The organism is Mycetocola manganoxydans (genome assembly GCF_003667545.1).
Taxonomy (GTDB): domain Bacteria; phylum Actinomycetota; class Actinomycetes; order Actinomycetales; family Microbacteriaceae; genus Mycetocola_A; species Mycetocola_A manganoxydans.
In genome coordinates, this window is the sequence record NZ_RCUV01000011.1 from 18,957 (window position 1) to 34,919 (window position 15,963).

Genomic DNA, 15,963 nt, shown 5'->3' on the forward strand with positions numbered 1-15,963 from the left:
AACGGCATCGAATGGAGAATCGGCGGGCTCGACGACCCTCAGTTGGCGGTCGCGCCACCCTCGGCGAGGTAGGCGAGCCGCTGGAGCGTTTCGATGTTGCGGGCGTGGAGCATCGACTGCCGGAGCGGTGCGGGGATGAACCGGCCGGGGCCGCGAACGGCGTCCTCACCGATGCGGACGACGCATCCGTCCCTGCGCGGTTTCACATCGAGAGTGACGTGGGCCTCACCGATCGGCCAGCCGCGCGCCTTGATCTTCATGTGACGGGGAGGGTCCCACTCGAGCACGGAGGTCGTGTCGTTGATGAGGAACGGCCAGACACCGAAGGAGTGGAAGATTCGCGAACCTTCGCCTGGCCAGGCGTCGTCGACATCGCGCATGCGGGAGGCACCGACGACCCAACTCGGATAGAGCCAGCCGTTCGCGAGCACGGCGAAGACTTCGTCGGGCGTTGCCTCGATGAACCGGAAGTTGACGGACATGGCTTCTCCTACGGTTGCGATACGGAATCGGGGGCGAGCGACGGGGCTGTCGTCATGCCGAAGACGTCCTTGAGGGCGAGAAGGGCGGCGTTCCAGCCGGGCAGGCCGTGTACGCCAGGGCCAGGCGGGGTCGATGACGAGCACAGGTAGACCCCGTCGAGCGGTGTTCGCCACGGCTGGAGTGACACGACGGGGCGGGCGAGAAGTTGACGGATGTCGACGTCGCCGGCCATGATGTCGCCACCGATGTAGTTCGGGTTGTAGCGCTCGTATTCGACAGCCGTCTTGGACGCCGACGCGAGGATGACGTCGCGGAATCCGGGTGCGAACCGTTCGATCTGGCGCGTGATCGCCTCGGTGCGGTCCTCGGTCGAGCCCGCTGGCACGTGGGTGTACGCCCACAGCGTGTGTTTGCCCTCTGGGGCGCGACTCGGGTCGAATGTGCTCGGTTGTGAGACGAGGACATACGGGTTCTCGGGATGCCTGCCCTGCGCGACGTCTTGTTCGGCTTGCGCGATCTCGGCGCGGGTTCCACCGAGGTGGAGTGTGCCGGTTGCGGCAAGATCAGCGTTTGACCAGGGGACGGGACCGGACAGGGCGAAATCGACCTTCGCGACGGCGTTGCCGTAACTGAACCGGGACAGGGCTTTGGCGTACGTCGCCGGGAGCCGGTTGCCTGCGATGCGCTCGAGGCCGCGGGCGCTCGTGTCGAACATGACCGCGCGGCTCGGCGGCAGTTCGCGGAGACTTGTGACCTCGTGGCCGGTGATGATCTCCCCGCCGTGGGCGACGACATCCGCCGCCATCACGTCGACGATGCCCTGGCTCCCGCCGACCGGGATCGGCCAGCCGTAGGCATGGGCGTGGGTGGCGAGCACGAGGCCTGCGGCGGTGGGTGAGAAACTCGGCAGCGGGCGGATCGCGTGGGCGAGCACACCGGTGAGCATCGCGGGGGCGACGTCACCCTTCCACCGGGCATTCCACAGCGGGCTGCCCTGCTCAAGCGCACGCAACCCGAATTTCGCGAGAGTGAACGGATGCTTCGGCACACGAAACAGCGACGTCGACGTGAATTGCCCCACGGCATCCGCGTGCTCCGCGAGGGGTTGCAGAAGATTCCGCCACGCCCGGCCGTCGTCGCCGAGGCCATCGACGGTGCGATCCAGTGAACGCCAGGCGAGGCCGGCGCGACCGCCGTCGAGCGGATGGCCGTAGGAGAGCTCCGGGGTGACGAAATCGAGCCGGTCGGTGAGGCCGAAACGCTGGAAGAACTCCGATGCATAGGCCATCGGATGCACGGCAGAACACACGTCGTGGTGGAAGCCGGGCAGGGTGACCTCTGAGGTCCTGGAACCCCCGCCGATAGTGTCTTCGCGCTCGTATACGCGCACCGAGACCCCGGCGCGGGCGAGGGTCACGGCGGCGGCGAGGCCGTTCGGGCCGGACCCGATCACGATTGCATCTGGCGAAGTCATCACCCGAAGTATGGCAGCCGCCCACATCGGCGAACGACCCCCTTGACGGCGTTCGCCGATGCCTCGGCACCGCGGATGTCCTCTGTTGCCTATCGATCTGACACCCGACATTCACGAAACGTTCAAATTCATCTGTTCAAATAGGAACCGCGAACTAGGGTGTTACCGAAGAAGCTGCACCGCCAAGCCCGATTGGACGGATTTTGACTACGCGCACGGCTGAGTACCCCAGGCCGGATCACTTCATACTTCACATCAGCGACACGCACCTGCTTGCCGGAGGCAACAAGCTCTACGGCCAGGTCGACAGCGAGACGCACCTCAGGCAGGTTTTCACCGAGCTCGAGGCGTCAGGGGGCCACCCCGAAGCCATCATCTTCACCGGTGACCTCGCCGACCGCGGCGAACCGGAGGCATACGAACGACTGCGACGGATCGTCGACCCGGCCGCGAGCCGCCTCGGTGCTCGCGTCATCTGGGTCATGGGCAACCATGACAATCGCGAGGCGTTCCGCGCCGGGCTGTTCAACGAGGTCCCGACGCAGCGCCCGGTCGACCGGGTGTACGACGTCAACGGGCTTCGCATCATCACGCTCGACACGAGCGTGCCCGGACACCACTACGGCGAAGTGACGAGCGACCAGCTCGACTGGCTCGCCGAGGAATTGTCTGTTCCCGCCCCCGACGGCACGATCCTCGCCATGCACCACCCGCCGGTCCCGAGCGTGCTCGACCTCGCGGCGAGTGTCGAGCTCCGCGACCAGAAGGACCTCGCCGAGGTGCTCGAGGGTACCGACGTGCGCAGCATCCTCGCCGGTCACCTGCACTACTCGTCGACCGCCACCTTCGCCGGAATCCCGGTGTCCGTGGCATCCGCTACCTGCTACACCCAGGACCTCACGGTTCCGGTCGGCGGGACCCGCGGTCGCGACGGAGCCCGTGCGTTCAATCTCGTGCATGTCTACCCGAACACGGTGCTGCACTCGGTGGTGCCGCTCGGCAGCTTCCCGACGCTCGACTACATCGACGCAGACGAGAGCGCTCGCCGGCTCGACGCCCTTGGCGTGCGCTTCGACGACTCGAACGGTTTCGTGCAGATCGACATCGACCCGGCGGAGTCGCACTCGCCGCCGACGGAGTCGATCCCGGTCCTGATCTGACCCGCTCGAGCGCGTTTTCACTCCCTGCGGACGAATACACCCGGCGTAACGGGTGAATCCGTCCGCGACGGGTGAAAACGCCGCCCCGAAGGAGCGGCCCTAGCCGACGTCGGTCGCCGAGACGTCGGCTCCGTGGACGGCGACTTCGGTCTCCCACGGCGCGGGGAACGGGAAGTAGTGCTCGAGGAACTCGGTGACCGCCTGGGTGCGCTCCTCGACCGAGATCTCCGGCTTCGAGCCGTCATTCAGGCAGAACATGTCCTGGTCGCGGCGTTTGAGCAGGCGCTCCATTGACGGCAATGCCGATTTGAGCGTCGTCTCGATGTACTTCACCCTGGCGTTGGTCTGCACGACCGCGCGCCCCGTCATGAGCGCGTAGTAGTGGTACAGCGAGTTCGTGACCGAGATGTCCGTCGCCGAGCGGAATCGGCTCGCCGCGGTGCGCTTGAAGTCCTCGGGGAATTCGTTCTCGAGCTCTTGCAGCACACTCCTGCGCATCGGGGCTGCCGAGTGCTCGAGGTGCCTGGTGGTCACCTTGCCGAAACGCTCACGCAGCAGATTCCGGTTGACCCGGGCCGCGTTCTCGTAGCCACTGCGTGACGGGTCGCTCTCGCCGAGGCCGATCCGGGTGGACGCCTCGACGAACTTCGTGATGCCGCCCGGCGAGAAGAACACATCCGGTGGCACCGGGCGACCGAAGAACATGTCGTCGTTCGAGTAGAGGAAGTGCTCGGCGAGCCCATCGATGTGGTGCAGCTGTGCCTCGACGGCGTGCGAGTTGTGGATCGGCAGAACGCTCGTGTCCGCGAAGTGGTCCTCGCTTCTCACGAGCGTGACCGACGGATGCTCCGCGAGCCACTCGGGGCGGGGCGAATCGGTCACGATGAAGATGCGTCGCACCCACGGGGCGAACATGTACACGCTGCGCAGCGCGTACTTCAGCTCGTTGATCTGGCGGAACCGGGCCTCGGAGTCGTCCCCGTCCCCGACGACGTAACTCTGCATGCGCTTGGCGCGGGCGCGCTGGAACTCGGCGCTCGATCCGTCGACCCAGGAGAACACCATGTCGATGTCGAAACTGACGTCACTCGCGAGGTCGGCGAACATGTTCTGCAGGGTCGGCCAGGTCTGGCCGAACATCTCGACCGTGTCCTCGAGCGCTTCAGATCGCGGCAACCATCGGCGCATCAGGGCGTTTTCGACTGGTGCGGTGATCTCGTCCTCGCCGAACTTCCAGAGCTCCAGCTGCACGGCTGTGTCCGGGCCGTAACGGAGGCGCCCGATCGGCTCGATCCGCGGCCGGTAGAGGCGGAAAACGGATGCCTTGCGGAACGTCACCAACGCTCCGTCCGCGAGGAGCGCCGACGGAGCATCCGCTCGCTTCGATCGTTTTCCTGAGTTGATGGCCTCCGGGTCGAGGCGCTTGGCGTAGAAGGGCTCGTTGCCGTAGGCGTCTGCGAAGGCGGCGTCGAGTTCTTTGCGGCACTTGCGGTCGACGGCGAGCACGAGGGTGTCGCCGCTGCCACGGACAAGAAGGTACGGGATGCTGTTGCGTTCGAGGATGCCGCGGAGGGAGAGCAGGTCGGTGATCATCGACTCACGCGGGGTGAGGTGACCGTTGATGAGCGTGTATTCGCCCTTGCGGAGCACGACGTCGTCACGGGTGAAGCGGTTGGCGCGCGAGCCGTTCGCGAGCAGCACGAGTTCGGGGGTGTCACTGATGATCGGCATCGACGCGGTGATCGGGTCGGCACGACGGAATGCATCAACGGATGCCTCTGTCTGTGTTGCGTGATGCTTATTAACTGATGTCATGTTCGCCACCCTTCCCGAATGGTCGCCCCTCGGGGCGTGAGATGCGCGTCGCTGAGCGCCAGCGGTGCGATGAAGATCGGCGCCGCTTGCTCATTGTACGGTCGACGCCTGAACATGAGAGATCGTCGATCGCTCCGTGGTAGGAGGGCAGCACGAAAGCCCCGGCCCGCCGGGGCGGATCGGGGCTTTCGCGTTCGTGATCGGGAAGGTTACTTGATGAGGGCGAAGCCGGCGGTCCAGGAGATTTTTTCTCCGGCGGCAAGGGTCAGCTGGAGGAAACCGATCGACTCGAGCTCGCGGGCGCGCTTGAGCGAACCGGCGTCGACGGCCTGCAGGTTGCCGCTTTCGATGATCGCGGCGAGGGTCGCCTTGGCGTCGGCGTCGTCACCCGCGAGGAGGACCGTCGTCTTCTCGTCACCGACGGTGCCGCTCGCGAGGGTGCCGGCGAAGGTGGTGTTGAACGCCTTCACGACGGATGCTTCGGGGACCTGGGCGGCGATTTCACTGGCCGCTGAGCCATCCGCCGGAACGACGAGGCTGTCGAAGGTGGCGAAGTCGAGCGGGTTGGTCAGGTCGACAAGGACCTTGCCGTCAAGCTGGCCGGCGTAGGTGCCGAGCAGCTCCGCGACGGCCGGGTAGGGAACAGCAAGCACGACGACGTCGCCCGTGATGGCGTCGCCGACCGTCCCCGCGGTGACCTGGGCGTTGACCGCGGCCTTGGCGGCGTCGCGGGCGAGGACCTGGACCGAGTGCCCGCCGGTTGTTGCGATGGTGGCGATGGCCGAGCCCATGTTGCCGGCTCCGATGATGGTGACGTTCGTCATGTGAACTCTCCTGTGATTCTCCGGGCCTGGTCACCCGATTAGTTGTTGTTACAACTAACGGTAGCCCCTATTGGTTGTAGCGTCAAGTATTGCTAGACTGGGGTCATGACTGACGTGCGCTGGCTCTCTCCCGACGAACTGCAGGCGTGGAAGAAATTCGTCGCCGTGGTCGAGTTGCTGCCCGGGGTGCTCGACTCTCAGCTGCAACGTGACGCCGAACTCAGTCACTTCGAGTACTTCGTGCTTGCCATGCTGTCTGAGGCGCCCGACCGCACGCTGCGGATGACGGGTCTTGCCTCGGCGACGAACGCGACACTCCCCCGTCTTTCCCATGTCGTCTCGCGCCTGGAGAAGCGGGGATTCATCGAGCGCGTCGCGTGCGCCGAAGATCGTCGCGCCACCAACGCGCGACTCACGGATGCCGGCGTCGCGAAAGTCGTCGAGACGGCTCCCGGCCATGTCACGACGGTGCGTGAGAACGTCATCGATCCGCTTTCCGACTCAGACATCGCGGACCTCGACCGGATCATGGGGCGGATGCTCGGCACGATCGACCCGGAACGCCGGTTCAACCCGGCCGTCATGGCGGAGCCAGGCGCCTGACCCTTCCTCGACCGGTTGAGCGCGAGAATGGTGGAATGAGCGAGGCCGGCGAGTTCATCGACGCTGCCCTGCAGCGCGAAACCGCGTGGACCCCGCCCGCCGACGACCGCGAGGCGAGCGGACTGGCGTCATACGGGGCATCCGTCGGCGCCGTCCGGGGCACGGTGCGGGATGCGTCGCGCAAGTTCCGCGGGATGAGCCGCGACGAGATCACCGCGCTCGCGAGCGAACTGTGGAGCGTTCCCGTCTTCGAGCGGCGGCTCGCGGCGGTTGTGCTGCTGCAGACACACGTGGGCATGCTCGACAACTCCGACCTCACCCGCATCGAGGGCTTTCTTCGAGACGGCCGGGTGCGGTCCCTCGTGGACCCCCTCGCGACGGACGTCGTCGGCCCGATGATGGAGCGGCTCGACGATGCCGGCCGCAGCCGGACCCAGGCGGCGCTCGACCGCTGGATCTCCGAGAACAATGTGTGGTTGCGCCGTGCAGCGATCCTCGCCCCTTTGCGGGCATTGCGGGCTGGGACGGGTGACCCAAGCCGGTTCGCCCGCCAGGCCCGGGGAATTCTCGCCGAACCGTATTCGAGCGAGATCGTCAGCGAAGCGATCGATACGGTGCTCGACGCGCTCGCGAGCTGACGAGTCGAGCGGGCCGACGGCATCCGTTCAGGGCGGTTAGTAGCTCACTGCCCGACGCGTCAAGGCCCCGTCGCCCGGCGGGCGCCGCGCGTAGCGTGGAGGAATCGAAAGGAGCAACATGTCAGAAACGCTTTCAGGCAAGAAGGTCGCCTTCCTCCTCACGGACGGCTTCGAGGACTCCGAACTCACGAGCCCCTGGCAGGCGGTGACGGATGCCGGTGCGAGCGCCGTTCTCGTCGCCCCCGAACTCGGAACCCTCACGGGCAAGAACGGGCACACGCAGCAGGTCGACATTCGTGCCGCTGAGGCCACGTCGAACAACTTCGATGCTCTCGTCCTGCCCGGTGGTGTGGTGAACGCCGACCACCTGCGGATGGACGCGGACTCCGTCAAGCTCGCCCACTCGTTCTTCGAGGACCACAAGCCCGTCGGCGTGATCTGCCACGGTGCGTGGCTGCTCATCGAGGCCGACGTCGTGAGGGGCCGTGAGCTCACGAGCTACCCGAGCCTCAAGACCGACCTCGTCAACGCCGGCGCCAACTGGGTCGACGAAGAGGTCGTTGTCGACAGCGGACTCGTGTCGAGCCGCACGCCGGATGACCTGCCCGCGTTCAACGCGAAACTCGTCGAGGAGATCGGCGAGGGCGAGCACGAGGGCCAGACGCCGTAGTTTCTTGTGCCCGCGTGCGCTGCGCGGGTCTTGTTGCGTTGCGCGGGTGATTCGTCACCCGCGCAACGCTGTTTAACCCGCGCGGCGTTCGTTATCGGCCCACGACCTTCGTGATGCGCATGACGAGGATCACCCGGTCGGCGCTGTCCGGCGGCGCGATTTGTGCCGCGTTGCCGTAGCGCTTGCCGAGTCGCACGTAGAAGGACCCGGTCGGATCGGCCCTCACCTCGGCGAGTTCGCCACGCAGCTCGATGAAGCTGTGAGGGTTCTCCGGGTCGAAGACCGACATCGCCATCGACGGGTTCTTCTGCAGATTGCGGAACTTCGCTCGCGTCGAGGTGTGCGTGAACATCAGGTTCTCGCCGTCGTACTCGAACCACATCGGGTTCACTTGTGCGGTGTTGTCCGGGCGCACCGTGGCGAGGCTTCCGAAGTTCGGATTCGTGATGAGGTGCAGCAGGTGATCGGGGATCGTTGCGGTCATGTTTCCATTTAAGCGATCTTGCGCGACTTGTCCACAGGCATCCGTTTTTCCACAGATGATGGATGCCGCGGCACGCGCCCCGGCGCGTCATCACCATGGATCGCATGACGAACATCAGCGCCGAAACGGCGGCAAACGTACCGCTCACCTCGAACGACCTCATCGAGCAGCGGGTCTCGGATCTCATCGGCCGGGCCTGCAGACGGCAGCTGTGGCTGCTCTTCCTCGACCACGAGAACATCCAGCTGCCCCTGATCATGCCGATGGCCGACTACCCGGAGTCGCCCGGCGGCGGTAACGCCAGGCAACTCGCAGCGGCGATCAGGGAGATCGTCGACGCGGCCGGAGCCGCTCAGGTGATCGTCGTCTGGGAGCGCTACGCGAGCGAGTCGCTCACCGAAGTCGACGCCGCATGGGCACGGCACCTGCACCATGCCTGCACAACTGAAGGCATCTCAGTGCGGGCACAGTTGCTCAGCCACAAGCGCGGCGTGCGGTGGCTCGCCGCCGACGACTATCTGGTGTGAGCCGAATGACTCAGGTTAGAGGTCCACCGACTTGTTCTCGCCGACATCCGGCTGCGAGCGGGTGACGACTGCTTTCGCGATCTTGAACGCCGTCACCACGCCGGGCTCGTTGGAGGCCCAATATTCGGCGGACTCCGCGGTGATCTTGATCAATGCCACGGTCGGGTCCTCCTTGCCGTCAGGGAACCACGCCTCGACGGAGGGCGTCCAGAGCTCGTCGACCTTGGCACGATCGTGGACGATGGAGGCCGTTCCGGCGACCGAGAGGTAGCCCTTCCCGGACTCGAACGCCGCATTCACCTGTGGGTTGGCGTGGATGTCGTCGACCTTCGAGCTCGGGTCCTGGGTAAAGAACCAGAGGTCGCCGTCGAAATCGACCTCCTGGGTAGCGAGCGGGCGGCTGTGCAGGTGCCCGTCGGTGGTGATCGTGGTGAGAAGGGCGATCTTCGCCGACTTCACGAGCGCGGCGATCGTCTTCATGTCGTCGTCATCGGCGGGGATGAAGGTGTCCGTCTGGGCGGTGGTGGTTGCGGGGGTTGCGATCTCGTCGTCACTGAAGGTCATGAGTGTCTCCTTTTCGGTGTCGCCCGCGCGGCATGGAAGGCCGGACGGTTCTTGAAACGTACGCCGGGGCATCCGTCGCTCTCTACCGGGTTGACAGTTCGTTGCGCCGACGATCGTGTCCACCCGTTGCCCGGGAGGCGGAGCGGGTCTAACGTCGGCTCCGTGATGGAGTGGTTCGCCGCTGGAGACTACGAGCTGGCCCGTGAGGTTCTGCAACGGGGCATCGCTGCGCTGTATCTGATCGCGTTCATCTCGGCCGCGAACCAGTTTCCGGTACTGCTCGGGGAACGCGGACTGTCGCCGGCGCCCTGGTTCCTGCGCCGGGTCTCGTTCAAGCAATCGCCGAGCCTGTTCCACTGGGGTTACAGCGACGACCGGCTCCTCGCCGTCGCCGCGATCGGTGCCGGCATCTCGGCGACCCTCATCGTCGGTCTGCCACAGTCCGGTCCGCTTTGGTTGCCGATGCTCGCATTCCTCCTGATCTGGGCCGCCTACCTCTCCATCGTCAATATCGGCCAGACGTTCTACGGTTTCGGCTGGGAGAGCCTGCTGCTCGAGGCCGGGTTCATCGTCGCGTTCCTCGGTTCCAACCAGGTTTCGCCGCCGCTGCTGACGATCCTGTTCCTGCGTTGGCTCGTGTTCCGGTTGGAATTCGGCGCCGGCATGATCAAGATGCGAGGCGGCCGGGAATGGCGTGACCTCACCGCGCTCATGTATCACCACGAAACCCAGCCGATGCCGAATCCCATCAGTTGGTTCGCTCACCATCTGCCGAAGTGGTTCCACCGGGCCGAAGTTCTCGGCAGCCACTTCGCGCAGCTCGTGGTGCCGTTCTTTCTGTTCGCGCCGCAGCCCGTGGCATCCGTTGCGGCGATCCTCATCATCCTGACCCAGTTGTGGCTCGTGGTCACCGGGAATTTCGCGTGGCTCAACTGGATCACGATCGTGCTCGCGTTCTGCGCGATCGACGACGAAACGATGCGGATGCTGCTGCCCTGGCTCGGGTTCGATACCGCGTTTCCGCCGACGCCGCTGTGGTTCGACGTGGTGGTGATCGCCGTGATTGCGTTCCTCCTCGTGCTGAGCTGGCGGCCGCTCGCCAACCTGTTCGCCAGGCACCAGCTGATGAACGCGAGCTTCAACCGGTACCACCTGGTCAACGCGTACGGGGTGTTCGGCACCGTCACGAAGGTGCGGATCGAGGTGATCGTCGAGGGTTGTGCCGATGAGCGACCGGGGCCGTCGTCGGAGTGGATTCCGTACGAGTTCAAGGGAAAGCCTGGCGACGTCAGGCGGATGCCGCCCCAGGTCGCTCCGTACCACTTGCGCCTCGACTGGCTGATGTGGTTCCTTGCGCTCGGGTCACCCGATTCGCGGTGGTTCCAGATGCTCGTCGTCAAGCTGCTTGAGGGTGACGGCCGCACGCTTCGGTTGCTGGACGCGAACCCGTTCCCGGATGGCCCGCCGCGCTGGATCCGCGCCCGCGCGTTCCGATACCGCTACTCCACCTGGGCGGAGCACCGCGAAACCGGGGCGTGGTGGGTGCGCACGCCCGCGGGCACGCTCCTGGCGCCGGTCGCACTGCCGCGGTGAGGCATCCGTTGCTGCGCGCGATGTGCACCGGATGTCTCCGCGTTGCTCGGGCGGTTTCGGCTGGAGTTTGGGCGCGCGAGCAGCCACAAGTGACCGAGCGGCGCCCGGTGTCGGCGCCGATGGCGTCGAGCGCGTTGCGTGGTCGGTTTCGGCTGGAGATTGGGCGCGGGAGCAGCCACAAGTGCCCGAGCGGGGTCGGCCGCGGATGCCGCGGTCTTGCGTGGTCGATTGTGGTTGGAGCGAGGGCGCGGGAGCAGCCACAAGAGACCGAGCGGGGTCAGCTGCCGTCGGACTCCTGGCCCGCATTGCCGTTGCCATCGCCGATGCCTTCGTCGGCGCCGAAGCCGGCGTCGTCCACGGAGTCACCCGCGTTCGAGAGACCTTCCTCGGCCGGTCCGCGGGAGTCGCCGGCGTGGTCGAGCGCGGTGCCGCCGGGGGCGATCCCGCCGACGGACGCGTCCGAGTTGTCCTCACCGGGAACGTGGGACTGGACGCCGGCCGCCGAACTGTCGACGGTGTTGATGGGGTCGTCGCTGAGCGGGTTGTTGTCGCGACCGAAGTTGCCTGCATCGTTGGAGGTCATGCCGCGAGGCTACGCCGCGGTCGCGCACCCGGGCGAGGCCTTGACGCGGCGGCCGGGCCGTGGCATCCGTTGGCCAGTCGGATCGAATAGCCGAAACCGACCGAGAAAAGGCCGCGCGGATGCCACGGGCGTTGCGTGGGCGATTCTGGCTGGAGTTTGGGCTCGGGAGCAACCGAAAGTGACCGAGCAGCGGGGCGGAGCGACCAAAACCGACCGAGCGGGCCAGGCACCGCGCCCGCAGGGGTGGCCGCCGGCGCACCGCACCCCGGACAATGGAAGCATGACGACGAACACGCCGGAGCCCGGCCACTCCCAGAGCGAGATCGAGCGCAAGTACGACGTGGAAGAGGGGGCGCGAGTCCCGGACCTGAGCGCGGCAGCCGGAGTGGCATCCGTCGTCACTCATGAACCGGTGCAGCTCGAGGCCGTCTACTACGACACCGAGAACCTCGACCTCTCGGTGCGGCGCATCGTCGTCCGCAGGCGCACGGGCGGCGGCGACGCGGGCTGGCACATCAAGAAACCTGCGGCTGAGGGGCGCACCGAGATGCACTGGCCGCTCGGCCGGGATACCGGAAAGGTGCCTGCGACCCTTCTCGAACCGATCCGAGCCTGGGTACGTGACCGCGAGCTCACTCCCCTCGCCCGCATCTCGACGACCCGCACCGCGATCCACCTGCTGGATGCCACCGGCAACGGCATCGTCGAAATCGCCGACGACGAGGTGACGGCGACGGATGTCCGCAACGGCGGTGAGCGCAGTTGGCGCGAGTGGGAGGTCGAGCTTCTCGACGCCGCGCCAGACACCGAGGAGGGACGCACCGCCCTGCTCGACTCGATCGAGGCCCTCATCGCACCGGCCGGCGCCCACCCGTCGTCGAGCATCGCCAAGATCGCCCGGGCGCTCGGCGCCGACTCTCTCACCCAAGTGGTGCCCGAAGACCCCGACGAGCCGAAGAAGGGCCGCCAGGCGAGCGACGCGGCATCCGTTGTCGTTGCGGCGATCAGTGACATCGTGCACGCCCTCGAACACACCGACCCCGCCGCGCGGGCCGACGAACCGGATGCCGTGCACCGCATGCGAACCCTCGTGCGCCGGCTTCGGAGCGTGCTCGCCGCGTACCGCTCGCTGTTCGACCGCGAGGTCACCGACGACCTTCGTGAGCGTCTCGCCGACCTCGGCACCGCGCTCGGCAACGCCCGCGACCTCGAAGTGAGCGCCCTCCACGCCGAGACCCTCCTCGACGAACTCGGCAAACCCGAGACGGATGCCCGCGCCCGCCTCATCGACGACGTCCAGCGCCGTTACGCCACGGCCCACAAGAAGCTCCGCTCGGTGTTGACGTCGCCGGAATACTTCCGCCTGCTCGACGACCTCGACGCGTTCGTCGCGCACCCCCCGCTCTCCGATCGCGCAAAGACGAGCGGCAAAAAGAGCGCCAAAAACGGCGGCAAGAAGCTCATCAGAAAGGTTCTCGCCCGCGAGGTTCGGCGGGTCCGGAAACGAGCGGATGCCGTCACCACGGAGGGTGGGGATCTCGAGTCCCAACTGCACGACGTCCGCAAGGCCGGCCGGCGTCTGCGCTACGCCGCCGAAGCTGCAGAGGCGGCAAACCTCGGCCCCTCCGCGTCTGCCGCCTCAGCCGGGGAGCGCGTCCAGGACACGCTCGGGGACCATCGCGACAGCATCCTCTTCGGTGGACACCTCGTACGCACCGCCACCAGGGCCGAAGCGAAGGGCGAGAAGACCGCCGTCTACACAGCGCTCGCGGAATTGAGCGGCCGAAACGGCGCCGCAGCGCTCGCAGCATCGACGAGTGCGCTGGAGGGTATCCGAAAGATCGACCTGTCCTGACCCCCGCGAACCGTCCAGATCGCGCCTGTAGAGTTGGGGGCGGTGAGCCGGGAAGTCTGGTCGGCACAGTCTTGTCGACCGCACACGAGGGAGCCCCATGGCAACTACTCCGCCCAAAAACTCGTCCGACCGCAATCTGATCGGTCGCGGCAGTTACTCCGAAGCGCTGCGCATCGGCTCGATTCTCCGCAAGGAGACCGTCGGTGGGCTCCTGCTCGTCGTTGCCGCGATTGGCGCCGTCATCTGGGCTAACTCGCCGGCGGCTGACACGTATTTCGCAATCCGCGACTTCGAAATCGGGTACGAGCCCTGGCACCTCAAGCTGAGCCTGGGCGCGTGGGCCGCTGACGGACTGCTCGCCATCTTCTTCTTCCTCGTCGGACTCGAGCTCAAGCGCGAGTTCGTCGCCGGCGACCTCAGCCAGTTCAGCAAGGCCATCATTCCTGTGGCCGCCGCCGCTGGTGGGGTCCTCGTGCCCGCCCTCATCTACGTCGCGATCAACTTCGGCAACGCAGAGGCGATGCGTGGCTGGGCCATCCCGACGGCGACGGACATCGCCTTTGCGGTCGCCGTTCTCGCGATCATCGGATCGCACCTGCCGAGCGCGCTGCGGATCTTCCTGCTGACCCTCGCTGTCGTCGACGATCTGCTCGCCATCGCGATCATCGCCGTGTTCTACACGGACGAGATCAACGTGCTGCCGCTCATGCTGTTCGTGATTCCGGTTGCGATCTACTGGGTCCTCGCCCACCGCTACCGCCGGTTCTTCGGACTGCACGCAAGCGCCGCCTGGTACATCCTTCTGCCACTCGGCCTGATCGCGTGGGGATTCCTGCACGCGTCCGGAGTGCACGCGACCATCGCCGGTGTCGTCCTCGGCTTCGCCGTTCCGGTGCTGCGCAGCGCCGCAAGCGGTGGGCCCACCGCCGGCCCCGGGCTCGCCGAAATCTTCGAGCACCGGTTCCGCCCGATCTCGGCCGGGTTCGCCGTGCCGGTCTTCGCGTTCATGGCCGCTGGCGTGGCGATCGGCGGTTGGGAGGGCTTTACCTCCGCGCTCACCGACCCCGTCACGATCGGCATCATCGTCGCGCTCGTGCTCGGCAAGCCGATCGGAATCGTTGCGACGACGTGGGTGATGAGCCGGTTCACGAAAGCGCGACTCGACGCATCGCTCAAGTGGATCGACATCATCGGCATCAGCCTGCTCGCCGGAATCGGCTTCACTGTGTCGCTGCTCGTGGCCGAACTCAGCTTCGGGCTCGGCGCGATCGAGAACGATCACGCGAAGGTCGGCATCCTCGTGGCATCCGTCCTCGCCGCGGTGCTGGCGTCCATTCTGCTGTTGAGCCGCAACCGGCGCTACCGCAAGCTCGAGCTTGAGGAGAGCGTGGATGCCGACGCCGACGGCATCCCGGACGTCTACCAGCGCGGGAACTGACACTCGAACGCACTGACGCCGGACGCCCAGTGGGCGTCCGGCGTCTGTGTGTGTATGAACCGGTCAGCTGATGCCGGCGTTGCCCTCGAGGTCGATCTCGCCCGGGTCCACGTCGATGTCGCCGACGTCGTCCGGGCCACCGGTTCCGGGCAGCAGGTTGACGTTGTCCTGGTCGATGTCGCTGTCGTTGAACGCTTCCGAGTCGGAGGACTGCTGGCGTTCCTCGGTCTCCTGCCCGCTCGACGGGCTGTAGGACATGTCCTTGCCGGTCTGCTCCTGGTCGGTGAGGTCGCCGTCGGTGCGTGGTTTGGTCACGGGGTCTCCGCTCGGGACGGTTCCCGGCGGGTTCAATGTCTCGTCGCTCATTTCTTGAGGCTAAGCCGGGGCCGGAAAGTCGAGAAGCCCCTTGCGTTTTGCGCGGTCGCGTCTGCAACTTCGGGGAATCGGCCGCGCAGCCCCGGTTTTCGGCTGCATTCGGGCTCAGATGCGGCCGTTTTCTGCGCCTCCGAACGCCGTTTTGGCTCAGTGGTTCGAATTCGGGCGGAGAGACAGGGGGTCCGTCGACGTATAGCGCCTCGACCCCTCGATTTACCGCCCGAACGCACGAGCCCTCTCGACGGAGGCACGCAAAAGGGGCCGAGCGCAGTGCGCCCGGCCCCTTCTGTGCAGAGAATCTAGTTGTTGTCGTCGTCCGACCCGTTTTCGTCGATCTGCACGACGGCGAACTTCTCGTCGAGCTCGACCTCAGCCTCGGTGCCGTCCTCGCGGCGAACCTCGACCTCGTACGCGTGGTCCGCGTCGTCGCTGCGGTCGATCTCGACCACGGTGCCGGGAACAGCGGCAAGCGCTGCCTTCTCAGCACTGGCGCGCTCGGTGTCGGTCAGCGGCCTGTCGTCGGCGTCATCAACGTTGTCGGAATCCGACCCGTTGTCGTCCGAGCCGTCGTCGTCCTTGTCGACCCGCACGACGGCGAAGTTGTCGTCGAGATCGACGTCGACCTGGCGTCCGTTGTCGAGGGTGACCTCGACCTCGTAGCCGTTGTCGTCGGCCTCAGAGTCGGTGACCTTGCCTGAGCCGACCTCGGCGAGAGCGGCCTTCGACGCGCGCTCCAGGGCCGAGCCGGTGAGCTGGTCGTCGTTGTCGAATGGTTCGGTGACAGCAACAGCGACGCCCGTGCCTCCGAGCACGAGAACTGCGGCGATTGCGGATCCGATAATGACGTTCTTCTTCTTCACGAGAGCCTCCTTGTGGC

At 66.3% G+C, this 15,963-nt stretch carries 17 protein-coding genes; 8 read left to right on the top strand and 9 right to left on the bottom strand.

Features of this window, described 5'->3' with window-relative positions; all coding sequences use genetic code 11:
- Positions 1–38 precede the first annotated feature (38 nt).
- A complete protein-coding gene (locus D9V29_RS10490; RefSeq protein WP_121673279.1) occupies positions 39–482 on the bottom strand; it encodes an SRPBCC family protein in 444 nt (147 codons plus the stop codon).
- A gap of 8 nt (positions 483–490) precedes the next feature.
- Complete coding sequence (locus D9V29_RS10495; RefSeq protein WP_121673280.1) at positions 491–1,957, bottom strand: phytoene desaturase family protein; 1,467 nt, start codon at positions 1,955–1,957, stop codon at positions 491–493.
- A gap of 203 nt (positions 1,958–2,160) precedes the next feature.
- On the opposite strand from D9V29_RS10495, the gene D9V29_RS10500 reads away from it, so the two are divergent.
- On the top strand, positions 2,161–3,117 hold the full coding sequence (locus D9V29_RS10500; protein ID WP_121673281.1) for a phosphodiesterase: 957 nt from the start codon (positions 2,161–2,163) through the stop codon (positions 3,115–3,117).
- 99 nt (positions 3,118–3,216) lie between these two features.
- Here the strand turns inward: D9V29_RS10500 and D9V29_RS10505 are convergent, their stop codons facing one another.
- The gene (locus D9V29_RS10505) at positions 3,217–4,932 is read right to left on the bottom strand and encodes a stealth family protein (protein WP_183084983.1); all 1,716 of its coding nucleotides are present in this window, start codon (positions 4,930–4,932) and stop codon (positions 3,217–3,219) included.
- A 209-nt stretch (positions 4,933–5,141) separates the two neighbouring features.
- Entirely contained in the window at positions 5,142–5,756 is a 615-nt protein-coding gene (locus D9V29_RS10510) for an NADPH-dependent F420 reductase (protein WP_121673283.1), read from the bottom strand.
- A gap of 105 nt (positions 5,757–5,861) precedes the next feature.
- Here D9V29_RS10510 and D9V29_RS10515 point away from each other — a divergent pair, with 105 nt between their 5' ends.
- From D9V29_RS10515 to D9V29_RS10525, 3 genes are all read left to right on the top strand, one after another.
- Complete coding sequence (locus D9V29_RS10515) at positions 5,862–6,359, top strand: MarR family winged helix-turn-helix transcriptional regulator (RefSeq protein WP_121673284.1); 498 nt, start codon at positions 5,862–5,864, stop codon at positions 6,357–6,359.
- Positions 6,360–6,394: 35 nt separating this feature from the next.
- Positions 6,395–6,997, top strand: coding sequence for a DNA alkylation repair protein (locus D9V29_RS10520; RefSeq protein ID WP_121673285.1), 603 nt, complete (start codon positions 6,395–6,397; stop codon positions 6,995–6,997).
- 118 nt (positions 6,998–7,115) lie between these two features.
- The gene (locus tag D9V29_RS10525) at positions 7,116–7,667 is read left to right on the top strand and encodes a type 1 glutamine amidotransferase domain-containing protein (protein WP_121673286.1); all 552 of its coding nucleotides are present in this window, start codon (positions 7,116–7,118) and stop codon (positions 7,665–7,667) included.
- 91 nt (positions 7,668–7,758) lie between these two features.
- Here D9V29_RS10525 and D9V29_RS10530 read toward each other — a convergent pair whose 3' ends face one another.
- The gene (locus D9V29_RS10530; protein ID WP_121673287.1) at positions 7,759–8,151 is read right to left on the bottom strand and encodes a PPOX class F420-dependent oxidoreductase; all 393 of its coding nucleotides are present in this window, start codon (positions 8,149–8,151) and stop codon (positions 7,759–7,761) included.
- A gap of 104 nt (positions 8,152–8,255) precedes the next feature.
- Between D9V29_RS10530 and D9V29_RS10535 the strand changes: the two genes are divergently transcribed.
- Complete coding sequence (locus D9V29_RS10535; protein WP_121673288.1) at positions 8,256–8,678, top strand: hypothetical protein; 423 nt, start codon at positions 8,256–8,258, stop codon at positions 8,676–8,678.
- Between the two features lie 15 nt (positions 8,679–8,693).
- Here D9V29_RS10535 and D9V29_RS10540 read toward each other — a convergent pair whose 3' ends face one another.
- Positions 8,694–9,242, bottom strand: a complete 549-nt coding sequence (locus tag D9V29_RS10540) for a pyridoxamine 5'-phosphate oxidase family protein (protein WP_121673289.1) — start codon at positions 9,240–9,242, stop codon at positions 8,694–8,696.
- A gap of 165 nt (positions 9,243–9,407) precedes the next feature.
- Here D9V29_RS10540 and D9V29_RS10545 point away from each other — a divergent pair, with 165 nt between their 5' ends.
- Positions 9,408–10,835: a lipase maturation factor family protein gene (locus tag D9V29_RS10545; protein ID WP_121673290.1), complete on the top strand. Its 1,428-nt coding sequence runs from the start codon at positions 9,408–9,410 to the stop codon at positions 10,833–10,835.
- Positions 10,836–11,112: 277 nt separating this feature from the next.
- Here D9V29_RS10545 and D9V29_RS14950 read toward each other — a convergent pair whose 3' ends face one another.
- A complete protein-coding gene (locus tag D9V29_RS14950) occupies positions 11,113–11,418 on the bottom strand; it encodes a hypothetical protein (protein ID WP_183084984.1) in 306 nt (101 codons plus the stop codon).
- A 280-nt stretch (positions 11,419–11,698) separates the two neighbouring features.
- On the opposite strand from D9V29_RS14950, the gene D9V29_RS14955 reads away from it, so the two are divergent.
- Positions 11,699–13,273, top strand: coding sequence for a CYTH and CHAD domain-containing protein (locus D9V29_RS14955; protein ID WP_183084985.1), 1,575 nt, complete (start codon positions 11,699–11,701; stop codon positions 13,271–13,273).
- Positions 13,274–13,370: 97 nt separating this feature from the next.
- Complete coding sequence (nhaA, locus tag D9V29_RS10555) at positions 13,371–14,711, top strand: Na+/H+ antiporter NhaA (protein ID WP_121673292.1); 1,341 nt, start codon at positions 13,371–13,373, stop codon at positions 14,709–14,711.
- A 63-nt stretch (positions 14,712–14,774) separates the two neighbouring features.
- On the opposite strand, the gene D9V29_RS10560 is transcribed toward nhaA, so the two are convergent.
- Positions 14,775–15,077: a hypothetical protein gene (locus D9V29_RS10560; RefSeq protein ID WP_229790527.1), complete on the bottom strand. Its 303-nt coding sequence runs from the start codon at positions 15,075–15,077 to the stop codon at positions 14,775–14,777.
- Positions 15,078–15,385: 308 nt separating this feature from the next.
- A complete protein-coding gene (locus tag D9V29_RS10565) occupies positions 15,386–15,946 on the bottom strand; it encodes a PepSY domain-containing protein (protein ID WP_121673293.1) in 561 nt (186 codons plus the stop codon).
- Positions 15,947–15,963: the final 17 nt, after the last annotated feature.

Bases quoted from the DNA above. Each gene is read 5' to 3' on its own strand.
- D9V29_RS10525 (WP_121673286.1), top strand. From the start codon at position 7,116: ATGTCAGAAACGCTTTCAGGCAAGAAGGTCGCCTTCCTCCTCACGGAC.
- D9V29_RS10520 (WP_121673285.1), top strand. From the start codon at position 6,395: ATGAGCGAGGCCGGCGAGTTCATCGACGCTGCCCTGCAGCGCGAAACC.
- D9V29_RS10545 (WP_121673290.1), top strand. From the start codon at position 9,408: ATGGAGTGGTTCGCCGCTGGAGACTACGAGCTGGCCCGTGAGGTTCTG.
- D9V29_RS10535 (WP_121673288.1), top strand. From the start codon at position 8,256: ATGACGAACATCAGCGCCGAAACGGCGGCAAACGTACCGCTCACCTCG.
- D9V29_RS14950 (WP_183084984.1), bottom strand. From the start codon at position 11,418: ATGACCTCCAACGATGCAGGCAACTTCGGTCGCGACAACAACCCGCTC.
- D9V29_RS14955 (WP_183084985.1), top strand. From the start codon at position 11,699: ATGACGACGAACACGCCGGAGCCCGGCCACTCCCAGAGCGAGATCGAG.
- D9V29_RS10530 (WP_121673287.1), bottom strand. From the start codon at position 8,151: ATGACCGCAACGATCCCCGATCACCTGCTGCACCTCATCACGAATCCG.
- D9V29_RS10540 (WP_121673289.1), bottom strand. From the start codon at position 9,242: ATGACCTTCAGTGACGACGAGATCGCAACCCCCGCAACCACCACCGCC.
- D9V29_RS10505 (WP_183084983.1), bottom strand. From the start codon at position 4,932: ATGACATCAGTTAATAAGCATCACGCAACACAGACAGAGGCATCCGTT.
- D9V29_RS10490 (WP_121673279.1), bottom strand. From the start codon at position 482: ATGTCCGTCAACTTCCGGTTCATCGAGGCAACGCCCGACGAAGTCTTC.
- nhaA (WP_121673292.1), top strand. From the start codon at position 13,371: ATGGCAACTACTCCGCCCAAAAACTCGTCCGACCGCAATCTGATCGGT.
- D9V29_RS10510 (WP_121673283.1), bottom strand. From the start codon at position 5,756: ATGACGAACGTCACCATCATCGGAGCCGGCAACATGGGCTCGGCCATC.
- D9V29_RS10495 (WP_121673280.1), bottom strand. From the start codon at position 1,957: ATGACTTCGCCAGATGCAATCGTGATCGGGTCCGGCCCGAACGGCCTC.
- D9V29_RS10515 (WP_121673284.1), top strand. From the start codon at position 5,862: ATGACTGACGTGCGCTGGCTCTCTCCCGACGAACTGCAGGCGTGGAAG.
- D9V29_RS10560 (WP_229790527.1), bottom strand. From the start codon at position 15,077: ATGAGCGACGAGACATTGAACCCGCCGGGAACCGTCCCGAGCGGAGAC.